Below are 19,958 nucleotides of genomic sequence, written 5' to 3'. Positions count from 1 at the left end.
CTCAGCTTTCGACGAGGTGAGCGCGGAGCAGATCGATCAGCGGGCCACGCTTAACGGCGTTGCCGAAGCGGAACGCGCTCGCCAGCTGACGCGCACGTTCCGGCGTCGCACCGCGGAAGCGATCGGCGAAGCGCTGCGCGAGCGGCTCGGCCAGCAGGATGTGCCTGACGAGCACGGCGATGTGCGGCTGGCGGCCCCAGGGATACGGCGCGAAATCAGGGAACTCGTCATTGAACACCTGCTCGATGGGGTCGAGGATGTCGCGAACACCTGCGTCCGAGCCGCCCCATGAATCGACACCAAGGCGCTGCTTCGTCGCGAGCTCCGGCCGGATGAGCTCGAGATAGTCGCTGTCGGGAGCCGCATGGACGAGGCCCTGCAGCCCGATGTCTTTGTAGGTCCACAACGCCCAGCTCGCGCCATGCTCCCGGTAGATCTCGAGCTGGTCGCGCAGGAGCTGGAGGCGCCAGGGATCCTGCGAACGGTCCGGCGTGTAGACCGGGCCGAACTCGCCGATCCAGATCGGAGTGCCGGTGCGGCGCATGTATTCGGTGCGACGAAGGAACGTCTGCTCGACCACACTGCGATCGAAGTATTCACCGCGCGTGACGCCCGGGTAGCCTGCGGCGCTGGTTATGCCGGGCAACGCATAGTCGTGGGCGGTGTAGACCGCATTCGGGAGCGGCTCGGCACGACGATCGAACGCGCTGAAATCGGTCGAGTACCGATTGCCGTCGAGGAAGAGGATGTGTCGCGGATCGATCGCCCGAACCGCCTTCTCGAGGCGCTCGTAGAACGGCAACAGAACCTCGCCGCTCGGATCGGCGGGCTCATTGATCGGGTTGTACCCGGCGACCTCGGGGCGGTCTTTGAAGCGATCGGCGATCGCCTCCCACAGGTGGACGACCCGATCCTGGAAATGCGGATGATTCCAGAACTCGGCGACGTGCGTCGGATTGTCACTGTGCCAGTGCTGGTTCTGGCGGCCGGGCAACGCGTGCAGGTCGAGGATCGAGCGGATGCCGTGGCGGCCGAGCAGGGAGACGACCCTGTCCAAATGCGCGAAGCCTTCCTCTTTCAGCTCGAACGGTCGCGCATCGCTTTCGAAGTGACGGTAGTTGAAGGGGATACGCACACTGTCGATTCCGACGGATGCGAGGAACGCCGCATCCGGCTCGTCGAAGAACCCGTCGAGGTATTCGTCGAAGAACGCGGTGTAGGCCTCTTCGCCCATGCGATCGAGCATCAGACGACGGATCGCCTCCTCGTTGCCCGGATATCCGCTGATGAAGTTCTCCATGTTCATCCACCCGCCGAGTCCGACTCCGGCCAGGCGGACGGCGCAGCCCGATTCGTCGACGAGCTTGTCGCCGTTCACACGGAGGAAGGTGAGGTCTGTCATGGAAGGTCCGTTCTGGGGGTGGAGCCGGTCATCAGGAGAGGAGGGCGAGGGGTCGTGCGACACCGCGGACCGAGACCGTCGGCCATTCGGGATCGCAAGTGAGGACGTCGGGCCGGCCGCCGGTGATCACGACGGTGTCCTCGACCTTGCCGCGCGGCGCGCTCGGGTTCCACGCGAAGGCCTGGCCGCCCTGAACGACATCCTGTGCGGCGGGCGTCGCGCGGGGGTCACGCCCGGCGTACCCGGTCGGGCCACCCTGGTGGTGACGCAGCCACTCTGCACTGTTGAACCCCTGGGTCGCGTAGGAACGGACGACGTCGGCCAGCACGTCCGACAGTGGGCGACCCGGCCTGGTGGCTTCGAATGCGTCTGCCTCGACCTCGAACAGCCGGGCGGCCAGCTCTCCGGATCCGCGCTCCTCGCCGATCCAGCGGGTGAGATTCACGATCAGACCCCCTCGTCGCGCACCCAGGACGAGCATGGATCTCGTGCCCAGAGGCGCAGAGGTGGGAAGAGGATGCCGCAGCTCCAGCCGGCTCTGACCGGCCACGAGCGTGACGACGGGCTCCGCTCCCATCGCTACGACCTCTCGTGCGAGCTCAGCAGCGATCGTTCGCTCGGTGTCTTCGGACCTCGCGCTGCGTGCGATGCGTGTGACCGCCGCGGCCACCTCCGCGCCGAGCGAGCGATAGCGCGTGACTTCGGAAGGGAGGAGCGGGGCACGCAAGGCGCGCAGCTCGGCTGAGACAGCGCTCTCGGCCAGCGCGCCCTCGAGGCCCTCTCCGATGCCGGGCAGCGGCTGGAACCACGGGTGCTCCACCACTGACGAGAATGGGAGGCCCACGAGTTCTTCTGCGAGCATCCGGTCGCGCTCGTTCGTGAAGACATGCAGCGTCACGTCGTCGGCAGAGACCACGACACTCACCACCGGGTCGCCGTTCGTCGGAACGGTCACCCTGGCGCCGCAGAGCAGCCAGGCCAGGCTCTCCCGGCTCGTGAGCACCAGCGCCCGAGAGCCGTGCCGGCCGAGAAGACGTCTCACCCGCTCCAGTTTGAGCTCGAATTCGCTGCCATCTGCCGCTGCGCGGTCGGCTTGATGCCCGTGCACAACACTCCCTCGGTCGACTGCATTCCTCGCTTAAACACTAGCAAGAAAGCGGTTTCACCGATAATCGTCTCCACCGGACCCGACCCGCGAAAGGGACGACTTCTGCTAGTGGGGAGAAGGCGTACTGACGAAAGTCGCCCCCTGTGCAGCCGCGGCCGCGGCGCGCTCGCGGAACGCGACCATGTTCATCCGATTCCCGCAGCGGACGCTGCAGAACCGTTTCGATCCGTTGCGCGAGAGGTCGACGAGGATGCCGGTGCAATCGTCTGCGGCGCACTCCCGGAGGCGGCCGGTCTCGCCGGTGCGGATGACGTCGACGATGGCGAGCGCGACCTCGACTCTGATGCGCTCGGCCACGGGAGCGTCGGGTTCGGTCGCGTGCAGGTGCCAGTCGAAACCGTCGTGGCGCATCAGGTACGGCAGAGCCCGTGCGGCGCGGAGCATCGTGTTGACCTCGACGGCGGCAGCGTCGCGCTCGAGTGTCCAGAGCCGGCGCAGTCGCTCTCTGGTCTCGCGCACTTCCGCGAGTTCTGCGTCGTCGTGGTCGATGCGGCCGGAGAACTGTTGGGCGAGCAGGAACGCGCCGAGCTGATCGGGCGTTTCGAGCTCATCCGCGCCGCTTCTGCTGGCGCCGGGATGCGTGTTCACGAGTGCCACGGTGAAGTCCAGCGTGTCCTCGGTGTCAGGGGCAAAATGCAATTTGACTCCTTACTTCCGACAAGACTAGCGTCGAAGTCACACCCCTTCAACACGCCCAGCAGGGACAGCTCATGAAACGCTCATCGACCTCCGTCGGTCTCGTGATCGCCGTGATCTCCGCGGCCACCTTCGGCATGTCGGGAGCATTCATCAAGCCGCTGCTCGAAGCCGGCTGGAGTCCCGCCGCGGCGGTCACCGTTCGCGCCCTGACCGGCGGAATCGTGCTCGCTCCGTTCGCCATCCTGTCGGTGCGCGGCAACTGGGGCGTGATCTGGCGGTCGCGCTGGCGCATCCTCGGAATGGCCCTCGTCGGCGTCGCCGGGACGCAGCTCGTCTACTTCGCGGCCATCCAGCGCATCCCGGTCGGTACGAGCATCCTGATCGAATACATGGCGCCGCTCCTGCTCGTCGCCGTCGCCTGGGTGAGCACCAGACGCGTGCCGAAAGCGGTCGTCCTCATCGGATCCGTCGTCGCCCTCGTCGGGCTCGTGCTGGTGGTCTCCCCCGGCGGCTCCGGCAGCTTCGATGCGCTCGGCCTCGCGTTCGCGATCGCCGCGATGGTCGGCTGCGCCGGCTACTACGTGATCGCTGCCCGTCCGAACGACGGCCTGCCGCCGGTCGCCCTCGCCGGTTTCGGGCTTCTCATCGGCGGGGCTGTGCTCGCACTCGTCGGGGCGACGCGCCTGGTGCCGTTCACGGCGACCTTCGGCACGGTGCACATGTTCGGCGACGAGGTCGCCTGGTGGATCCCGCTCCTCATCGTCGGCGTCGTTGCAACGGCGATCGCCTACGCCGCGAGCATCACCGCAAGCGAGATGCTCGGGTCGCGTCTTGCGTCGTTCGCCGGACTCCTCGAAGTCGTGGCGGCCACCTTCTACGCGTGGCTGCTGCTCGGTGAACGTCTCACGGTCCCTCAGCTGATCGGCGGTGTGCTCATCCTGGTCGGCATCGGCTTCGTTCGGTCGGAGAAGGCGGATGCGCCCCTCGAGCCCGCGTCAACGGCCGGCGCCGCGACTGCTCGCGTCCCCGCGCGCATCCCTGTCGACTGACCCGCGCGGCGGCCACCGCGGACCGGTCGTTCCGCTGGAATCCCCAGCGACATGCGCCTAATGTCGATGCGGGAAGCCGCACGACGCACGGAAGGGATCGATGGACGACGCTGATCAGCGCATCGGACAGGTGCTCGCCGACCGGTACGAACTCAACGAGGTCATCGGCCGCGGCGGCATGGGTTCGGTGTTCCGCGCCTGGGACACCCGCCTCGAGCGCTTCGTCGCGATCAAAGTCTTCGCACCCGGCACGGCCGGCGACGACGAGCGTCGCCGAGCCGAGGTGGGCCTGCTCGCTCGCCTGAACCATCCCAACCTGGTCACCCTTCACGACGCCCATCTCGCGCCGGTCATGTCGACAGCGCCGAGCTTCCTCGTCATGGAACTCGTCGAAGGCCCCGACCTTCGTTCCGAACTGGAACGCGGACCACTCACCGGCGAGACCTCGGCCCAGGTCGCCTGCGAGATCGCCGAAGCTCTCGTCGCCGTGCATTCGCTCGGCATCGTGCATCGTGACCTCAAGCCGGCGAACATCCTGCTCGCGCCGACCGGCCTACCGGCGCCCGCCTACCACGGGAAGCTGGCCGATTTCGGCATCGCCCATCTGCTCGGCGAAGAGCGGATCACGACCGCAGGTGTCGTCATCGGAACCGCCGGCTATCTGAGCCCGGAGCAGTCCACCGGCGAGAAACCCGGTGCGGCCTCGGATGTCTACGCGCTCGGACTCGTCGTGCTCGAATGCCTGACCGGCAAGAAGGCCTATCCGGGCAACGCTGTCGAGGCCGTCAGCGCACGTCTCGCGTGCGACCCGGCCATACCCGATACGCTCCCCGTCGCCTGGGCGTCGCTCCTCAGCCAGATGACCGCGCGCGACCCGGCGATGCGACCGAACTCGCTGGAGGTCGCCGTCACGACGCGAGAGATCGCGGAGGAACTGAACGGATGGGGTGCCGCGGGCGCCGCTGCGGCCGTCACTGATGCGACGGTGGCGATGCTGCCACCGACACTGGTGATGCCCGCAATCGCGGAGCCAGGGGCTCACGCCCAGCCGGGCGCATCCGCCGCGCCCAGCGCATCCGCCGCGTCCGGCGCATCCGGCGTGGCCAGCGCATCCACGGTCGCAAGCGCGACGCCGCCCGGCACCGAACGGCGCACACACGGCAGGCTGGCCGCGATCGTCGCCGGGGCCGGCGCCGTCCTTGTCGCGCTCGTCCTCGGTGCGAGCATGCTGCTCAACGCGCCGCAGTCCGTCGCACCTCCGACCAACACCCCGTCACCGACGTCGCCGGCGCCCGCCTCCGTGACGCCCACCCCTTCCGTGGCTCCGACGACCGCCCCCGCGAACAAGAGCAACAAGGGACCCGGCAAAGGCAAAGGCAAAGACAAAGGGAACGGGAACGGGAACGGGAACGGCAATGGCAACGGCGACGGCGGCGACTGACCGGCCCATCCGCCCAGCCGCCCATCCGCCAGCCGCCCAGGTGACTTGGCCCAATATGTTTTCCCGGCCCCGTCACGCGGCCGGCTAGGCGCTGGCCAGCTCCGGCAGGTCCGTCGCGCCGGTCTGGTCTGTGACGGTGGCGGGGGGACGCATCGCGCTCGTGTTCCGAAGGAAGACGATGATCCAGCTGAAGATCAGCACCGCTGCGACCAACTCGACCGCAGTCAGGTTGTAGTAGCCGATCGCGAAGAAGACGGCGAGCACGACGATCACACCCACGAAGGCGTAGCCGAGCAGGATGAACACCCTCGGCATCGCCGGGATCAGCCAGCGGATGCCGACGACCATCACCGCGTAGATGACGGTCATTCCGGTAGCCACCGTGTTGTGGAGCACGAAGAACCGGTCCACCGGGAAGATCCCGACGCAGGTGAGGCAGAGACCGATCAGGATGAGCGCGACCCGCACCCGGTTGCGGCCCCTGACCTCTGCGGGCGTGCGGACGGGCACGGTCGCTGTCGCATAGTGGGCGATGGTGGTGACGATGACGCCCGCGATGATCAGGGTGACATTGAAGGCGAGAGCGGACACGTCATCCGTCATCCCCAGCGCGCTCAGGTTCTTCTTCCACCAGTGCGGGTCGGAGGAGCTCAGCATGCTCGCGAGTGCGCCGACGACGAGGAACAGCGCGAGCACCAGCGAGAGCAGCATCGGGGTGAGGTTCACGGCCGACAGGAACACGACGTAGCCGGTCACCGCGAGCGCGACGCCCGCGAGCACCGCGGCAGGCAACGTGTAGACGACAGCCCCGATGAAGCTGCGCTCCAGGAGGTCGGCGAAGCCGATCCAGCCGAGCAGGGCGATGAACGCGTGCGCGAGGGCCAGTGCAGCGTTGTCGAACCAGTGGAGTCGAGCACCGGGCACGTCGAGCCGGTTGCGCACGTGGAGGCCCGCACGGAGGTCGCCGAGAAGCTGTGCGTGCTCGCGTTTGGGCGTGGCGTTTCGCAGCAGCATCCGACCGGCGATGAACGCGACGACCGACACGAAAGCTGCGCCGATCGCGACGAACGCGCCCAGCGAATCGGGACCCGAGATCGGTGCGTTTCGACCCCAGAAGAAGACCGTGCCGACCAGTCCGCCGAGCACGAACACCCCGGCCCCGGCGACGAGTGCGACGGACTCGACCGACTCGGCGTTCTCGACCGGACGGCGCAGCATTCGTGCAATCGATGATGGCTGGCTCATCAGGTTCCCCTGTTCGATCGACCCTGCTACTGTCCAGAACATATCGGATGCGTCGCACGAGCGAAATGAATTTCCTTCCGCGATGTCGAGAATCGCGGCCCGGTTCCGACCCCCTCATGAAGCACGGCAGACCGGAACCGCTCCGGCAGCGGCCGTCAGACGAAAGGACCGATCATGACCAGCATCACGCCATTCCTGTGGTTCGACGACAACGCACAGGATGCGATCGACCTCTATTCGAGTGTCTTCCCCGACACCAGGGTGACCGAGCGTCAACTGGGACCGGACGGCAAGCTCTTCACGGCCACCATCGAGGCCGCGGGGCAGCGGATCCACTTCCTGAACGCGGGACCCGGGCATCCGTTCACCGACGCGATCTCCCTTTTCGTCAGCTGCGCCGACCAGGCAGAGGTCGACCGTTACTGGGATGCGCTCACAGCCGACGGCGGCGCACCCGGCCCGTGCGGGTGGCTGACCGACAGGTTCGGGCTGTCATGGCAGATAGTCCCGGAGGCGATGGGCCGGCTGCTCAGCGACCCGGACCCCGAGAAGGCCGGGCGCGCCATGGCGGCCATGATGCAGATGTCGAAGATCGTGGTGGCCGACCTCGAAGCTGCAGCCCGCGGCTGAGGCGCGGCGAGCCGCTCGGCGAGACAGGTGAGGGCGGCGAGTGCGACACTTCCGGACGAGCGCGCCCCGCACAAAGGGGCGCGCTCGTTGTGTGGGGCGCGCTCGGTGCCGCGCAGGTCGGCTACGCGCCCTCGGGCGGGTGGATGAGCAGGTCGACCCGGTCGTCGAGGTACGCGTCGAGGGGCGTGGCCGACTTGGGACCGAGGGTGGCGTTCCAGAGCACGAGCGCTCGCCCGTCGTGCAGCAGGAGCGGGCCGGCGGATGCGGCGAGCGCTGTCGCGTCAAGATCGATGGGCGATGCGTCGAAGTTGACCGTCTCGCCCTTCGGGAAATGTCCGCGGAGGGCTGCCGCCCGATAGGCCCGCCTCCGCTCGGCTGATTCGGACTGGTACGCCGGCCGGCCGGGTTCGAGCACACGTGTGATGGAGCCGGTCGCCCAGAGACCCGCGGAGGCTGCGCCTGTCGTGCCTGAGCCCGCAGAGGCGCCGAGGAGAAGCACCCCGAGTCGCCAGACCCGCGCGACTGGAACCATTCTGGCTTCGCGGGTGATGAGCATCACGCGTCGCTCGGGGACGAACTCAGCGAGTGCCTCATCCCGGGCATCCGCCTCCGACAGCCGGGCACGCGCCACCTCGAGGCTCGCGCGGATTGCGGCGACCACCTGATCGTCGCCCGTCGCGCCATCCACATCCGGGAGCCTAGTACGCGCCTCGCCCTTGAGGCGTGACTGCATCCGTGCCAGTGTTCACACTGTCCGCGAGGCGGGTCGACGCCGACCCGGAACCGGGAGGTGCAGGATGCTGCTCGACGGGAAGAACGCCATCATCTGGGGCGGAGGCGGAGCGATCGGCGGCGCAGTCGGTCGGGCGTTCGCGCGTGAGGGCGCGCGCGTGCACCTGTGCGGGCGCACGCAGGAGCCACTGGATGCGGTGGCCGGAAACATCCGCGCGTCCGGCGGCCATGCCGAGACCGCGATCGTGGATGCACTCGACGAGACCCAGGTCGCCGACCACGTCGAGCGGGTGGCGGCCGGATTCGGGAGCGTCGACATCGCCTTCGACCTGATCTCTGTCGGCGATGTGCAGGGCACGCCGATGATCGAGATGTCGCTCGAGGACTACGAGCGCCCCATCGTCACGTCGGTGCGTTCGTTCTTCATCACGTCGAAGGCGGCGGCCCGACGGATGCGGCAGCAGGGCGCGGGCGTGATCCTGGCGTTCGGCGGCGACGGCGGCAACAATCCGATCCGGCACTACAGCATCGGCGGGTTCCAGGTCGCGCTTCAGACAGTGGATGCGATGCGCCGCCAGCTGGCCGCGGAACTCGGCGAGTACGGCATCCGGGTCGTCACCATCCACACCGGCGGCGTATTGGAGACACTGCCGCGCGATTTCCCGGGCCGCGATGACATCGCCGCGTCGATCGTGGAACCCACCATGCTCGGACGCGCGGCGACCCTCGAGGACGTGGGCGACGTCGCGGTGTTCCTCGCCTCGGACAAGGCCGGGGCGATCACCGCCGCAGCGATCAACATCACGGCCGGCGCCGTCGCCGACTGAGCGCATCCGTTGCGCCAGCCGCACTACTTCGTGGCGCGCGCACGCGTACGTACGAGTGCGCGGGAGCGAAACGAGTGCGGATGGGGCCCACCGATGAGAGGGCCGAGGCGCCGCCTCAGTGGCCTGGGGTGGGCACGCGGATGACCGGGCAGCTTGCGAGGACCCTCGCGATCGCGTCGTGCTCGGCCGGCGCCACCCACAGGTGGTATCTCGCCTTGACAGCCACCTGCGATGCGACGTACTGGCATCGGTAGGAGGTCTGCGGTGGAAGCCAGGTCGCCGCATCCCCGTCGGATTTGCGCTCGTTGGTCGGTCCGTCCACAGCGACGAGATTGAGCGGGTCGTTGGCCAGTTGCTCGCGCTGGAGCAGGGTCAGCTGCTGCGCGCCGGTCTGCCAGGCGTTCGCGAGCGGCACCCGGTGGTCGATCTGCACGTCGGCGGAGTGCGGGCCGCGCACGAAGTCGATGGTCTTGCCGGTGTACGGGTCGTGCAGGATACCGGTGAGCACTCTGCAAATGCCGGATTTCGTCTCGTCCACCAGGTCGCGGTTCAGGATGTCGTTGCGGGTGTCGCAGCCGTTGTGGTCCATGTCCTTCCAGGCAGGGCCGAAGTCACCGACGCGGTCGTATCCGGTGAGGGGCGCCTTGCCCTTCACCGGAATCGTGGCCAGCAGAGCACGCGCATCCGCGGTCGACGCGCCGGGGACGCCCGCGGGGGGCGCCGGGGATTTCGGGACCGCGGTCGCGGGAGCCTCGGGCGCGGAGGGATGCGGCGCGGAAGCCGCCGGCGTCGCAGCCGTCGAACCGGCGTGTGCGGAGGCATCGTCGCTCGGCGACGGGAAGATCGCGGTGAAAGTGCCGGCCGAGCATCCGGTGACGGTGAGAACGAGAGTGAGGGCGGCCGTCGCAAGGACGGCACGGCGTGCTGTGGTGTCGATGCCTCAAGTCTGCATCAGGGGTGCGACATCGACACGCCAATACGCTGCATCTTTGAAGTTAGGCTAGGGTAACCTAAGCCACCGCACCCCCTCATCCTTCCGCTGGAGAGCCCCCTCGATGAACCTGACCAACGCTGCCATTCTCGGCGGTATCGCCGGAGTGACGATCTTCCTCGGCCTCCCTATCGGCCGGCTCGGTCCTCGCGCCGTCGGCGTGCGCTCGCTCCTCAACGCGATCACGATCGGTGTGCTGCTGTTCCTTCTGTGGGATGTGCTCACCCACGCCGTCGAGCCGGTCGAAGCCGCCCTCACGAAGGCAGCACTCGACCACACCGATTCCTGGTGGCCGTTCATCGGGCTCGGCTCGCTCTTCCTCGGCGGCATCATCGTGGGGCTGATGGGTCTCGCCGGATACGACCGGTGGATCGCCGCCCGCGCCAAGGCGATCGACCCCACGATCGCGGACTCCGGCCGCGGAGTGCTGCACCTGCACGAGCCGGCCAGCCGCCTGGCGTTCCTCATCGCCGTCGGCATCGGTCTCCACAACTTCTCCGAAGGACTTGCCATCGGTCAGTCGGCTGCGAGCGGCGAGATCAGCCTGGCCGTCGTACTCGTGGTCGGCTTCGCCCTCCACAACGCCACGGAGGGCTTCGGCATCACCGCACCCCTCGCAGGCGGAAGCCGCCGCCCCGGCTGGGGCCAGCTCGCGCTCCTCGGCCTGATCGGCGGAGGGCCGACCGTCGTCGGCTCCATCCTCGGCGGCATCTTCGTGAACGACGCGCTCGCGATCACGTTCCTCGCCCTCGCCGCCGGCTCGATAATCTATGTGATCATCCAGCTGCTGGGGGTCGCTCTCAAGCTCGGTCGCGGCTACACGCTGTACTGGGGCATCCTGATCGGCCTCGCCGCAGGCTTCGCCACGGACTTCATCGTGACGGCGGCTGGCGTCTAGCCTGCCGCTGCCGGTCGGCGGGCGCCGGCGTCTAGCCTGCCGCTACCGGTCGGCCGCCTGCCGATGGACTAGCCGGCCCACCCGACGTAAGGTGCCAAAAGTGGTGTTCGCGGGCTGTGTCAAGCTGCGAGGAGTCGTGGGGGTGCTCGTTCGTCGGAATCAACGTTCCGGCCAAGGGAACCGTGCGCCCGATGGTCGACGCAGCATGACGACGCGTTGCTGGAAGGGCGCCCGTCCAGCAACGCGTCTGAGGCCTCATCCGGAAGGGTTCTCCACTGGGGTGTCGTCCGGGGCGGTTCCTTCCCGTGGGTCGACCTCATCGGGGTGAGGCGTGTTCTCTGGTCGCGGCTTACTTGTCATCGGGTCCGCCGCCTGAAGCCGTATCTTCGCCCTCTTCTGGTGCACTCGCGTCCGACCCTGAACCGTCGGGAAGTTCTTCGGCGTCGGAACGCTTGTTCTCTTTGTCAGTCATCGCCACTCCTGTTCGTCGGTGATCGTGCGACGGTACTCGCATTTGGTGAATGAGCAAACCGCCACCCGGCCCTGAAACCCGTCGACGGAAGAACAATCAATGGCGACAATCGACAGCGACCCGCAGTGTCGCGACCTCCGAGCTCCGCACCTAAACGACTCCACTGAGTTTGACAACGCCCGCCGGACCACTTTTAGGCCACTTTTCGCACCTTTCGGCGCGACCGCGGCCCGGCGGCGGCAGAGACCGCGCGCGCCGCGCGCTACTCCGCAGCGTTGACCGCGAGCGCGGGCATCCGCGTCGCGCGGTTGTGGTCGCGGTCCATGATCGCCACGCAGACGATGATCGCGACTGTCAGTACGGCGCTCACGAGTCCCGTCCCGAGACCGACGCCGCCGCGCTCCGGCGGAAGACCGAGCCAGTCGGAGAACGACGCACCCAGCGGGCGCGTGATGATGTAGGCGAACCAGAACGAGAACACCCCGTTCCAGCCCCAGAACCGGAACCCGATCGCAGGGACGGCGATGATCACCGCGAACAGGATCCCGGAGGCGAGGTAACCCAGGTGGAAGGTCGTCGCCGTCAGGTCGCCGGCGGCCGTGCCCAGCGCGAAGGTCGCCATGACCGCCGCCCAGTAGTAGATCTCCCGGGCACGCGTGTCGATGCTGTGGATGGACAATGTCTTCTGCGTCGCGTACCAGAGCGCGAAGATCGCAGCCAGGGCAACGATGAAGCAGGTGGTCGACACCGCATACGGCACCCCGAACTGCACATGGATGACGTCGGCCACCATCGTGCCGAACACACTCACCATCACGACGGCGAACCAGTACACCCACGGCAGGTACCGTTTCGCCGCGAACTGCAGCACGAGGGATGCGGCCAGCACGACGAACGCGATCGCGACGGCAACCGGCGGGTCGATCTGGTGCACCATGAAGTCGGAGGTCGTCTCGCCCATGGCGGTGGTCAGCACTTTGGTGATCCAGAAGATCGCCGTCACTTCGGGGACTTTGTTTCGCAGCACCCGCCCACCCTGCCAGTGATTCTCTAAGAATCGGCCAAGCGTTAGATTGAGCAGCGATGGACGAGAACCGACCCCGCCTCCTGCTGATCGAGGACGACCCGCAACTCGGGCCCCTCATCGAGCAGGTCCTCACTGAGCATTACGACGTGCTGCGCGTCGTCGACGGCGAGGCCGGGCTGAACGCTGGCCTGACCGAGGAGTTCGACGTGATGGTCGTCGATCGCCGGCTTCCCGGTCGCAATGGGGTTGAGGTCGTCGAGTCGTTGCGGGCGCGCCGGGTGGTCACGCCCATCCTGATGCTGACCGCCCTCGGCACGGTCGCCGACCGGGTGAACGGACTCGACGCCGGCGCCAACGACTACCTGGTGAAGCCGTTCGAGTTCGACGAACTCCTCGCCCGCCTCCGCGCCCTGCTCCGAACTTTCACGGGCGAAGGGCCGTCGCTGTCGATCGGCGCCTGGGAGTTCTATCCGGAGAGCCGCTGCATCTATTCGCCGTATGACGGGCGCATCCAGCTGACCGTCCGCGAGAGCGCGTTGCTGAGGCTGCTGGCCGAGAATCCGCTGCGCACGTTCAGTCGCAACGGAATTCTTCGAGCCGTCTTCGAAAGCGACGAGCAGCCTGGAACCGTCGACACGTACGTGCACTATGTGCGACGCAAGACGGACAAGGACATCATCGCCACCGTGCGTGGCGAAGGCTACCGGCTGGGGCAGCTGTGAACCGGAAGAACGGGAGGGATGCAGTGGTCGACAGCGACACGCGTGCGGTCCGCCGCGCATCCCGGTTCGTGGGGCTCTGGATCACGATCGCATCCGGCGCCCTCGTCATCGCCGCCATCGGCGCTGCGTTCTTCTTCATCCTCGACCAGCTGCGGCCCTCGGAACTCAGCGAGAAGCCGCTGCCCGGCGAACACAAGATCTACATCGACACGACGGGGGCGCTCATCGCGTTCGTCATCGTCGGGATCCTGGCCGTCGCGATCGCCGGTGTGCTCAGTCTCGTGATCACGCGCCGAGCGGTGCTTCCGCTGGGTCGCGCGTTGCGCATCCAGCGGACGTTCGTGCAGGATGCGAGCCACGAGCTCCGTACGCCGCTCGCGGTGCTGGATGCTCGACTCCAGATCCTGCAGCGAAGCCTCGACGAGCACGACCCTTCGCGGGAGACGGTCGAGCAGCTTCGCGAGGACACGCGGACCCTGATCGAGATCGTCAACGACCTGCTGCTCGCAGCCGACGCGGATGAGAACAGCAGCGCATCCGCACCGGTCGCCGTCGAGCCCGCGGTCCGGAGCGCCGTCGACGCGATGGCCGTCCTCGCCCGCCCGCGCGGGATCGAGATCGCGCTCACGGTCGCGGAAGGGACGAAGCCGGCGACCCGCGTGCCCGAGACGAGCCTCCAGCGATGCCTGACCGCGCTGCTCGACAACGCCGTCGCACATTCGCCCAATGACACGACCATCCGAGTGCGGGTGGACGCCGACCGGCGTGAAGTGGCGATCTCCGTCGCCGACGAGGGCACGGGCATCCAGGGCATCGAGCCGCGTCGCATCTTCGACCGGTTCGCCCACGCGGCCCCGACGAGCGCGCCCGCCCTTCCGAGGACGAGCTTCGGGATCGGGCTGGCGCTCGTGCGCGACATCGCCACCCGGCACGGCGGCACGGTCGACGTCGCGGAGACCTCGCCCGAGGGAACCACCCTCGTGCTCACGCTGCCGCTCGCCCACTAGCCGGGCTGCGCACGGCTGGCGGTCAGTCGAACTCGCTGAGCTGGTCGCCCTCGAACGCGTCGGCGTCCGCGTCAACATCCTCATCGGGGTCGTCCGAGACCAGGAGCGCGACCGAGTAGAGGACCGTCGCGATCGCGACTGCCACCGACAGCCCCAGAACCGACGTCCAGCGCATCCGTCTCTCCGTTCGCATCCGTTCATCCCCTCCCGCACCCCAGCATCCGCACCCACCTCCCAGATGCCTCCAAGAAACTGTGGGCGTTCACAGATCAGGCGGGTTCTTGGACCTTTCTGGGAGCGGCAGGGCTGGACTGGAGGGGTCGACCGAGAGGTATATGCCGGCTGGAGGTCCCGCATGTCGAAGACCATCGATCGGACAACGAAGCCCGCACCCGTCACCGCAGTTAGCGCATCCGTGCCGCTGCGCTACCGTGCTGCGCTCTTCGGCCTGGTCGGAGTGGTCGTCGCCGCGTGGGGTTCGTGGACGCCGTCACTGTGGGGCGACGAGGCAACCAGCCTGATGTCGGCTGAGCGCCCGCTGCCCTCACTGTTCACGATGCTCCGGCATGTCGACGCCGTGCACGGCACCTACTATTTCCTCCTGCACTGGTGGGTTGCCGTGTTCGGTCCCTCGCCGTTCTCGATCCGGTTCCCGAGTGCGATCGCCGTCGGCCTCACGGTCGCTGCGGTCGTGGTCGTCGCGACCCGCCTGGGGTCTGCGAGGCTCGGCGTGATCGCGGGGATCGTGTGCTGCCTGCTCCCCCGCGTCACCTACATGGGCGAAGAGGCGCGGTCGTTCGCATTGAGCGCGGCGATCGTGTCGTGGCTGACGGTGCTGCTGCTCGAGTTGCTGCGGCGCGAGCAGGCGCCGACCCGGCTCTGGGTCGCCTACGGCGTTCTGTTCGCGGCCGGGATCTACGTGTTCCTGTACGTCGCGCTGTTCGCGCTCGTGCACGCGGTGATCCTGGTCAACGCTCGGGCTCCGCGAGCCACTCTCGTGCGCTGGGCGACCACTGTCGGGGTAGCGGCCGTCGCCGCCGTGCCGATCGTGGTGTTCGCCATCCTGGAACGCAGACAGATCTCCTACCTGGCGACGCACGACCAGCTCAGTCCGGACACGGTGTTCAGTTCGCTGTGGTTCGGCGCGCCCTGGTTCGCGGCGGCCGCGTGGGCGCTCATCGTCGTGGCACTGGTGGATGCGTTCCGCAGGCGCGCGCGACAGACCACTGCGAGCGTGGATGCCGGGCTCAACGAGACGACGCGCGCTCCGTCACTGGTATCGGTCGCGTCCGCCTGGCTCTTCCTGCCGACGCTCGTGCTCGTGCTCGGGAGCGCCGCCATCCCGGCATTCACAGCCCGCTACGTGTCGTTCTGCGCGCCGGCGGCGGCGCTCCTGATCGCGTGCGGGATCGACGCGCTCTCGCGGGGCCGGCGCTGGATCGACGTGGTCGCACTCGTCGCCCTGGCCGGGCTCGCCGCGCCCATCTGGTTCGCCCAGCGCACGCCGTATGCGAAGAACGACAGCGACTGGGCCGTCATCAGCAGCGTGATCGGATCGCACGCCGTCGCCGGGGACGCGGTCGTCTTCGACGAGTCCGCGCATCCGTCGAAGAAGCCGCGACTCGCGATGCACGCCTACCCGGCCGGTTTCGCGAACACGCGCGACGCCACGCTCGACGTGCCGTACACGGCGAACAACGGATGGGCGGATCGCGCCTACACCGTCGCGAAGGCGGCGTCCCTCGGGCGTTTCGACGGCATCCGCCGGGTGTGGCTGATCGAATACGCCCTTGGCAAGCCCGACACCTACGGGACGGGCGATCTCGAGCGCATCGGCTTCGAAGAGCGCGGGGCAGTCATCCACACGCATCGCAGCCTGATCGTCGAATTCACCCGCTGACCCTTTTCACGACCGACCGACCGACCGACCGAACGAACGGATACCTTCACCTATGCTCCACGGACTTCATGCAGGCCTTCTCGACCCGCAAGCCCTGATCGACGGCTCAGGAGGCTGGGCACTGCTCGTGATCTGCGGGATCGTCTTCTGCGAGACCGGGCTGCTCATCGGCTTCTTCCTGCCCGGCGATACGCTGCTCTTCTTCACCGGCGTGCTCACCTTCACCGGGCACATCACGCAGCCGCTCTGGGTCACCATTCTCGCGATCGCCGTGGCGGCGATCCTCGGCGACCAACTCGGCTTCCTGATCGGGAGACGCACAGGACCCGCGGTGTTCGAGCGACGCGAGGCCGGACTGTTCAGCAGGGCGAGCGTGGAGCGAACGCAGCACTTCTTCGACCGGTTCGGCCCGGCTGCGGTCACGGTCGCCCGGTTCGTTCCGGTCGTGCGGACCATCGCCCCCGTCGCCGCCGGAGTCGGGCACATGCGGCGCCGCGTCTTCACGCTGTTCAACGTGGTCGGTGCGGTGGTCTGGACGACCGTCGTGGTGCTGCTCGGGTACTGGCTGGGCCACATCCCCGGCGTCGCGGACTTCGTCTCGAAATACCTCGACTTCATCCTGATCGGCATCGTCGTGATCTCGATCGTGCCGCTGCTCATCCGGCTGCTGGCGTCGCGGAAATCGCGACGCCGTTCGGCCGGCGATGACGCGGGAGTGGATGCAGCGGACGCTGCTGATGGGGCGGCCCTGGCAGCGGCCGCCGGCGGCACGGATGCAGCGGATGCGCGAGCCCGCGCGGCCACGGCTGCAGCCTCCGACAGGGATGCGTCCGCTTCGTGAGTGCCCCGGCCCTCCCGGCCTGAGGGGTGCCGGTGCGGGAGAACCGGGACTCTCACAGTGACGCTTCGGGGTGCGCCCTGCGTCATGTCTGACGCTAAGCCAGCGGATGCTTTTGCGGGAGGGATTGACTTCAGACGCGGACGTGCATCCGTTCACAGAACCACGCGTCAGGGAAGGGGTGGCGCGGGGTTGATCGTGTCGCCCAGCCAGGTGAGGTCATCGTCCGGCCCGACCTCATACGTTTCGAGCGCATCGTCGGCGAGGATCGAATCGATCAGCGTGCGCGAGCCGCCGACCAGCGTCGAATCGAAGTCGATCTCCGATGCCAGGCACCAGGCGTGGTCGGCCGGCCACAGAAGCTGCGGGGTATGCCCGGCACCGGCCGGAAGACCGTTCCCGCCGATACCCGCATGCTGTGTCCACGAGGGGTCCGCGAGTTCGTCGAGGGTCGTTTCGAAGAGCAGGTACTCCCTGCCGGGCAGCTGGAGCGTACCTTGCGGAGCCGCGCCAACAGCCGATCGGACAGCCCCCGAGACCGCGACACGCTGGCCTTGGAGGAATGAATCGATCCGGATGCGCTCATCGTCCGCCGACTCGTCTCCGTCTGCAGTGAACGCGATGTAGGCGACGGCGGCTCCTGGACCGTCGTTCTGGAAACCCCAGCCGATCCATACCGCAACGGTGATGTCGAGTGGCGTGGCCGTCGCCGCCCGGAATGCGCCGACGAGTCGGGCGAGGGACGCCGGATCGAAGGTGCCTTCGCTCGTCTGGCCGAGGCGCCATCCGTCGCTGAACCGGGTGTGACTCTCATCCTCCAGGTTCCGCGACTGAACCAGCGGATGCATTGTTCGACCCGTGCGCTCGGCGACACGCGCCCAGGTCCATTCCGCGTCTTCGAGAACCGCTGGGTTTCCCCACTCGTCGGAATGCGACTCGTCGAGGTCGAAGAGCGTCGCGTCGAATGGATGGAGGATTCGCACGTACGCGTCGAATCCCCGAGGCACGACGCCGCCGACCACGCCCCATCCCTCGAGCCGCCGCCTGATCCAGGCGCCACGGCTGATGTCACTCGTCAGGTCCATGTGCTCATTCTGTCGGGACCAACGGTTTGCCGATCGCCGTTCACCGTCGCGTGAGCACGGCCAGAACGGGACGGTGCCGCGCACCAGACGAGTCCTGGTCGGTCAGCACGGTGAAGCTGTCGACTTTCCAGTCGGGCGTGACGAAGATGTGGTCGATCGGCATCGCGAGCCAGGTCGGCACGGCGGTCGGCCAGCTTCCGACGCTCGCAGCATGAGCTGACGCCGCGGCGTCGCGGCAGCCTCCGAGGCCGGATTCGCCCAGCTCGTCCAACGTCGCGTTGAAATCGCCCGCAACGATGGTGTCGCCTTTCGAGCATTGATCGGTGACCCAGGCGAGCTCGGCACGCCAGTCGGCGTTCCCGCGCAGCGTCGGCTGCGGGGCGTGGAGGGCGAGCAACGTGGGCTGACCGGGGTCGGACGGATGAAGTGCCAGCGTGGCTGAGTGGGCCGGACTTCCGACGCTGGTCACGTCGCTCCTGCGAAGCGCCGCATCCGTCAGAACCATCACCTCATCCCCACGAACCTTTTCGGGGGCCATGGTGATGTGGTGGCGCGCAAACGCCTCCACGAGCGAAGGCCGCTCGGCGGTAGAGATGTCGGGCAGGACGACCACATTTGCGTGAACCGAAGCGGCTTCCGCGGCGATGGTCTCCGCGGATACGAGGTCGCCGTTGATGTTCCACGAGAGCATGCGCACCTGTGCGCCGGCGAGCGCCGCGGGTCGACCCTCGACGACCCCGCGAGCGAGAACGATCGGCGCACTGATCGCGGTTGCTACGGCGAGCGCGGCGGCGAACGGAAGGGCGATCCGCCGCACCGAAGGGACGCTCGTCACGACAAGCGCGATCAGAGCACCAACCCCCGTCGCAACGGTCACCGCATTCCGCGGGGCGAGCACACCGGCAACGATCGGCGCGCGCGCAATCCCCAGGATGTCTGCGAACCCGAGCACGACCGCGACCACAACGACGATCCCCGCCGCCCACCACCATCCGGACCGGGCCGAACGGCGCGGACGCTCACCGGCCACGCCCTCATTTCTGCGCACGATTCGACTCCAGGATCCGGATGGTCGTCCGGTCGCGAATCGAGACCGTGAGGGAACACTACCTGCGGAATCGCCCAAGCGAAAACGCCAGTCCGGGTGACGGTGAGCGCCCGCTTCCCAGCCAACGTCAAGCCTGGGCAGTACGCTCGCCTCACTGGCGGGAGGGACCCGCCGTGAGCCTGGAGCAGAGCGATGTCGCAGCCCACATCCCCGACCGGAGCATCCGGATCACCGACCCCGCAAAAAGCCGGCGGCACCGCCACCGGGACACCCCCGAGCTCGACGCACCGACGACCGTTCCTGAGACCGAGCCGCCTGCTCGCCAACGCGCCGCACGAGAAGATGCATCCCGCGGTACTCTCCGAGGCGGAGCGCCGGGCCGCCAGCCTTCAGCTGCGGATCGCAGATGCGATCACCGCCTTCGCCGGGTCGATGATGTTCGTCTACCTGCACATCCTGCTGTTCGCCGTCTGGATGCTCGTGTTCGAGAAGAGCCCGTGGCCGACCCTGACCCTGATCGTGTCGCTCGAGGCGATCTTCCTCTCGACCTTCGTCATGATCGGCCAGAACCGGCAGGCGGCGTTCCAGCAGGCGAAGGCCGACCACGACTACGTCGCGCAGGAGAAACTGCTGCAGGAGAACACGGAACTCACCCGGACCATCCACACGCTGACGCGCGAGATGCACGAACGGATGCTCGGAGACGGCGCGCCGGCCGGCGGCCCCGACACTTCGCGATAGCGGACGCCGGCTTCGGGCGCATTCTTAGACGGTTCTTGCCGGCGCTCCCGTAATTTCGGAAGCTCGACTTCGCGTCGCGCCACGGATGCGCCCAAC

The 19,958-nt window shown here is 67.8% G+C and carries 21 protein-coding genes; 10 read left to right on the top strand and 11 right to left on the bottom strand.

The features are described 5' to 3' along the window. Position 1: 1 nt before the first annotated feature. The 3 genes from AAYO93_RS01305 to AAYO93_RS01295 form a co-directional block, all read right to left on the bottom strand. Positions 2–1,402 (bottom strand): glycoside hydrolase family 5 protein, encoded by a 1,401-nt coding sequence (locus tag AAYO93_RS01305; RefSeq protein WP_345763225.1) that lies wholly within the window; start codon positions 1,400–1,402, stop codon positions 2–4. 31 nt (positions 1,403–1,433) lie between these two features. After that, positions 1,434–2,444, bottom strand: a complete 1,011-nt coding sequence (locus AAYO93_RS01300) for a M24 family metallopeptidase (protein WP_345763224.1) — start codon at positions 2,442–2,444, stop codon at positions 1,434–1,436. Between the two features lie 171 nt (positions 2,445–2,615). Beyond that, on the bottom strand, positions 2,616–3,209 hold the full coding sequence (locus tag AAYO93_RS01295) for a CGNR zinc finger domain-containing protein (protein WP_345763223.1): 594 nt from the start codon (positions 3,207–3,209) through the stop codon (positions 2,616–2,618). 71 nt (positions 3,210–3,280) lie between these two features. Here AAYO93_RS01295 and AAYO93_RS01290 point away from each other — a divergent pair, with 71 nt between their 5' ends. Beyond that, complete coding sequence (locus AAYO93_RS01290) at positions 3,281–4,258, top strand: EamA family transporter (RefSeq protein WP_345763222.1); 978 nt, start codon at positions 3,281–3,283, stop codon at positions 4,256–4,258. 100 nt (positions 4,259–4,358) lie between these two features. Next, positions 4,359–5,699 carry a serine/threonine-protein kinase gene (locus tag AAYO93_RS01285; protein WP_345763221.1) on the top strand — a complete coding sequence of 447 codons (1,341 nt, stop codon included), beginning with the start codon at positions 4,359–4,361 and terminating at the stop codon, positions 5,697–5,699. 84 nt (positions 5,700–5,783) lie between these two features. Here AAYO93_RS01285 and AAYO93_RS01280 read toward each other — a convergent pair whose 3' ends face one another. Continuing rightward, on the bottom strand, positions 5,784–6,944 hold the full coding sequence (locus AAYO93_RS01280; protein ID WP_345763220.1) for a DUF998 domain-containing protein: 1,161 nt from the start codon (positions 6,942–6,944) through the stop codon (positions 5,784–5,786). Positions 6,945–7,118: 174 nt separating this feature from the next. Here AAYO93_RS01280 and AAYO93_RS01275 point away from each other — a divergent pair, with 174 nt between their 5' ends. After that, a complete protein-coding gene (locus AAYO93_RS01275) occupies positions 7,119–7,574 on the top strand; it encodes a VOC family protein (RefSeq protein WP_345763219.1) in 456 nt (151 codons plus the stop codon). 121 nt (positions 7,575–7,695) lie between these two features. Here the strand turns inward: AAYO93_RS01275 and AAYO93_RS01270 are convergent, their stop codons facing one another. Further along, positions 7,696–8,307, bottom strand: a complete 612-nt coding sequence (locus AAYO93_RS01270) for a hypothetical protein (protein ID WP_345763218.1) — start codon at positions 8,305–8,307, stop codon at positions 7,696–7,698. 64 nt (positions 8,308–8,371) lie between these two features. Between AAYO93_RS01270 and AAYO93_RS01265 the strand changes: the two genes are divergently transcribed. Beyond that, entirely contained in the window at positions 8,372–9,133 is a 762-nt protein-coding gene (locus AAYO93_RS01265) for an SDR family NAD(P)-dependent oxidoreductase (RefSeq protein WP_345763217.1), read from the top strand. Positions 9,134–9,248: 115 nt separating this feature from the next. Here the strand turns inward: AAYO93_RS01265 and AAYO93_RS01260 are convergent, their stop codons facing one another. Beyond that, entirely contained in the window at positions 9,249–9,788 is a 540-nt protein-coding gene (locus AAYO93_RS01260; protein WP_345763216.1) for an HNH endonuclease family protein, read from the bottom strand. Between the two features lie 400 nt (positions 9,789–10,188). Here AAYO93_RS01260 and AAYO93_RS01255 point away from each other — a divergent pair, with 400 nt between their 5' ends. Continuing rightward, positions 10,189–11,022 carry a ZIP family metal transporter gene (locus AAYO93_RS01255; protein ID WP_345763215.1) on the top strand — a complete coding sequence of 278 codons (834 nt, stop codon included), beginning with the start codon at positions 10,189–10,191 and terminating at the stop codon, positions 11,020–11,022. Between the two features lie 349 nt (positions 11,023–11,371). Here the strand turns inward: AAYO93_RS01255 and AAYO93_RS01250 are convergent, their stop codons facing one another. Then, positions 11,372–11,494, bottom strand: a complete 123-nt coding sequence (locus AAYO93_RS01250) for a hypothetical protein (RefSeq protein WP_345763214.1) — start codon at positions 11,492–11,494, stop codon at positions 11,372–11,374. A 262-nt stretch (positions 11,495–11,756) separates the two neighbouring features. Continuing rightward, complete coding sequence (locus AAYO93_RS01245; RefSeq protein ID WP_345763213.1) at positions 11,757–12,521, bottom strand: COG4705 family protein; 765 nt, start codon at positions 12,519–12,521, stop codon at positions 11,757–11,759. 56 nt (positions 12,522–12,577) lie between these two features. Here AAYO93_RS01245 and AAYO93_RS01240 point away from each other — a divergent pair, with 56 nt between their 5' ends. Both AAYO93_RS01240 and AAYO93_RS01235 read left to right on the top strand, forming a co-directional pair. After that, on the top strand, positions 12,578–13,243 hold the full coding sequence (locus AAYO93_RS01240) for a response regulator transcription factor (RefSeq protein ID WP_345763212.1): 666 nt from the start codon (positions 12,578–12,580) through the stop codon (positions 13,241–13,243). Continuing rightward, the gene (locus tag AAYO93_RS01235; protein ID WP_345763211.1) at positions 13,240–14,250 is read left to right on the top strand and encodes a sensor histidine kinase; all 1,011 of its coding nucleotides are present in this window, start codon (positions 13,240–13,242) and stop codon (positions 14,248–14,250) included. Before AAYO93_RS01240 ends, AAYO93_RS01235 begins: the two co-directional genes overlap by 4 nt. A 22-nt stretch (positions 14,251–14,272) precedes the next feature. Here the strand turns inward: AAYO93_RS01235 and AAYO93_RS01230 are convergent, their stop codons facing one another. Continuing rightward, positions 14,273–14,443, bottom strand: coding sequence for a hypothetical protein (locus AAYO93_RS01230; RefSeq protein WP_345763210.1), 171 nt, complete (start codon positions 14,441–14,443; stop codon positions 14,273–14,275). A 162-nt stretch (positions 14,444–14,605) separates the two neighbouring features. On the opposite strand from AAYO93_RS01230, the gene AAYO93_RS01225 reads away from it, so the two are divergent. Then, positions 14,606–16,150: a glycosyltransferase family 39 protein gene (locus AAYO93_RS01225; protein WP_345763209.1), complete on the top strand. Its 1,545-nt coding sequence runs from the start codon at positions 14,606–14,608 to the stop codon at positions 16,148–16,150. A gap of 52 nt (positions 16,151–16,202) precedes the next feature. Beyond that, entirely contained in the window at positions 16,203–16,991 is a 789-nt protein-coding gene (locus tag AAYO93_RS01220) for a DedA family protein (RefSeq protein ID WP_345763208.1), read from the top strand. A gap of 167 nt (positions 16,992–17,158) precedes the next feature. On the opposite strand, the gene AAYO93_RS01215 is transcribed toward AAYO93_RS01220, so the two are convergent. Then, complete coding sequence (locus AAYO93_RS01215; protein WP_345763207.1) at positions 17,159–18,073, bottom strand: hypothetical protein; 915 nt, start codon at positions 18,071–18,073, stop codon at positions 17,159–17,161. 40 nt (positions 18,074–18,113) lie between these two features. After that, positions 18,114–19,121 carry an endonuclease/exonuclease/phosphatase family protein gene (locus tag AAYO93_RS01210; RefSeq protein ID WP_345763206.1) on the bottom strand — a complete coding sequence of 336 codons (1,008 nt, stop codon included), beginning with the start codon at positions 19,119–19,121 and terminating at the stop codon, positions 18,114–18,116. 192 nt (positions 19,122–19,313) lie between these two features. Between AAYO93_RS01210 and AAYO93_RS01205 the strand changes: the two genes are divergently transcribed. Then, positions 19,314–19,862, top strand: coding sequence for a DUF1003 domain-containing protein (locus AAYO93_RS01205; protein WP_345763205.1), 549 nt, complete (start codon positions 19,314–19,316; stop codon positions 19,860–19,862). Positions 19,863–19,958 lie beyond the last annotated feature (96 nt).

The organism is Diaminobutyricibacter sp. McL0608 (genome assembly GCF_039613825.1).
In the GTDB taxonomy this organism is placed as follows: domain Bacteria; phylum Actinomycetota; class Actinomycetes; order Actinomycetales; family Microbacteriaceae; genus Diaminobutyricibacter.
This window is presented reverse-complemented; position numbering and strand designations above follow the sequence as displayed.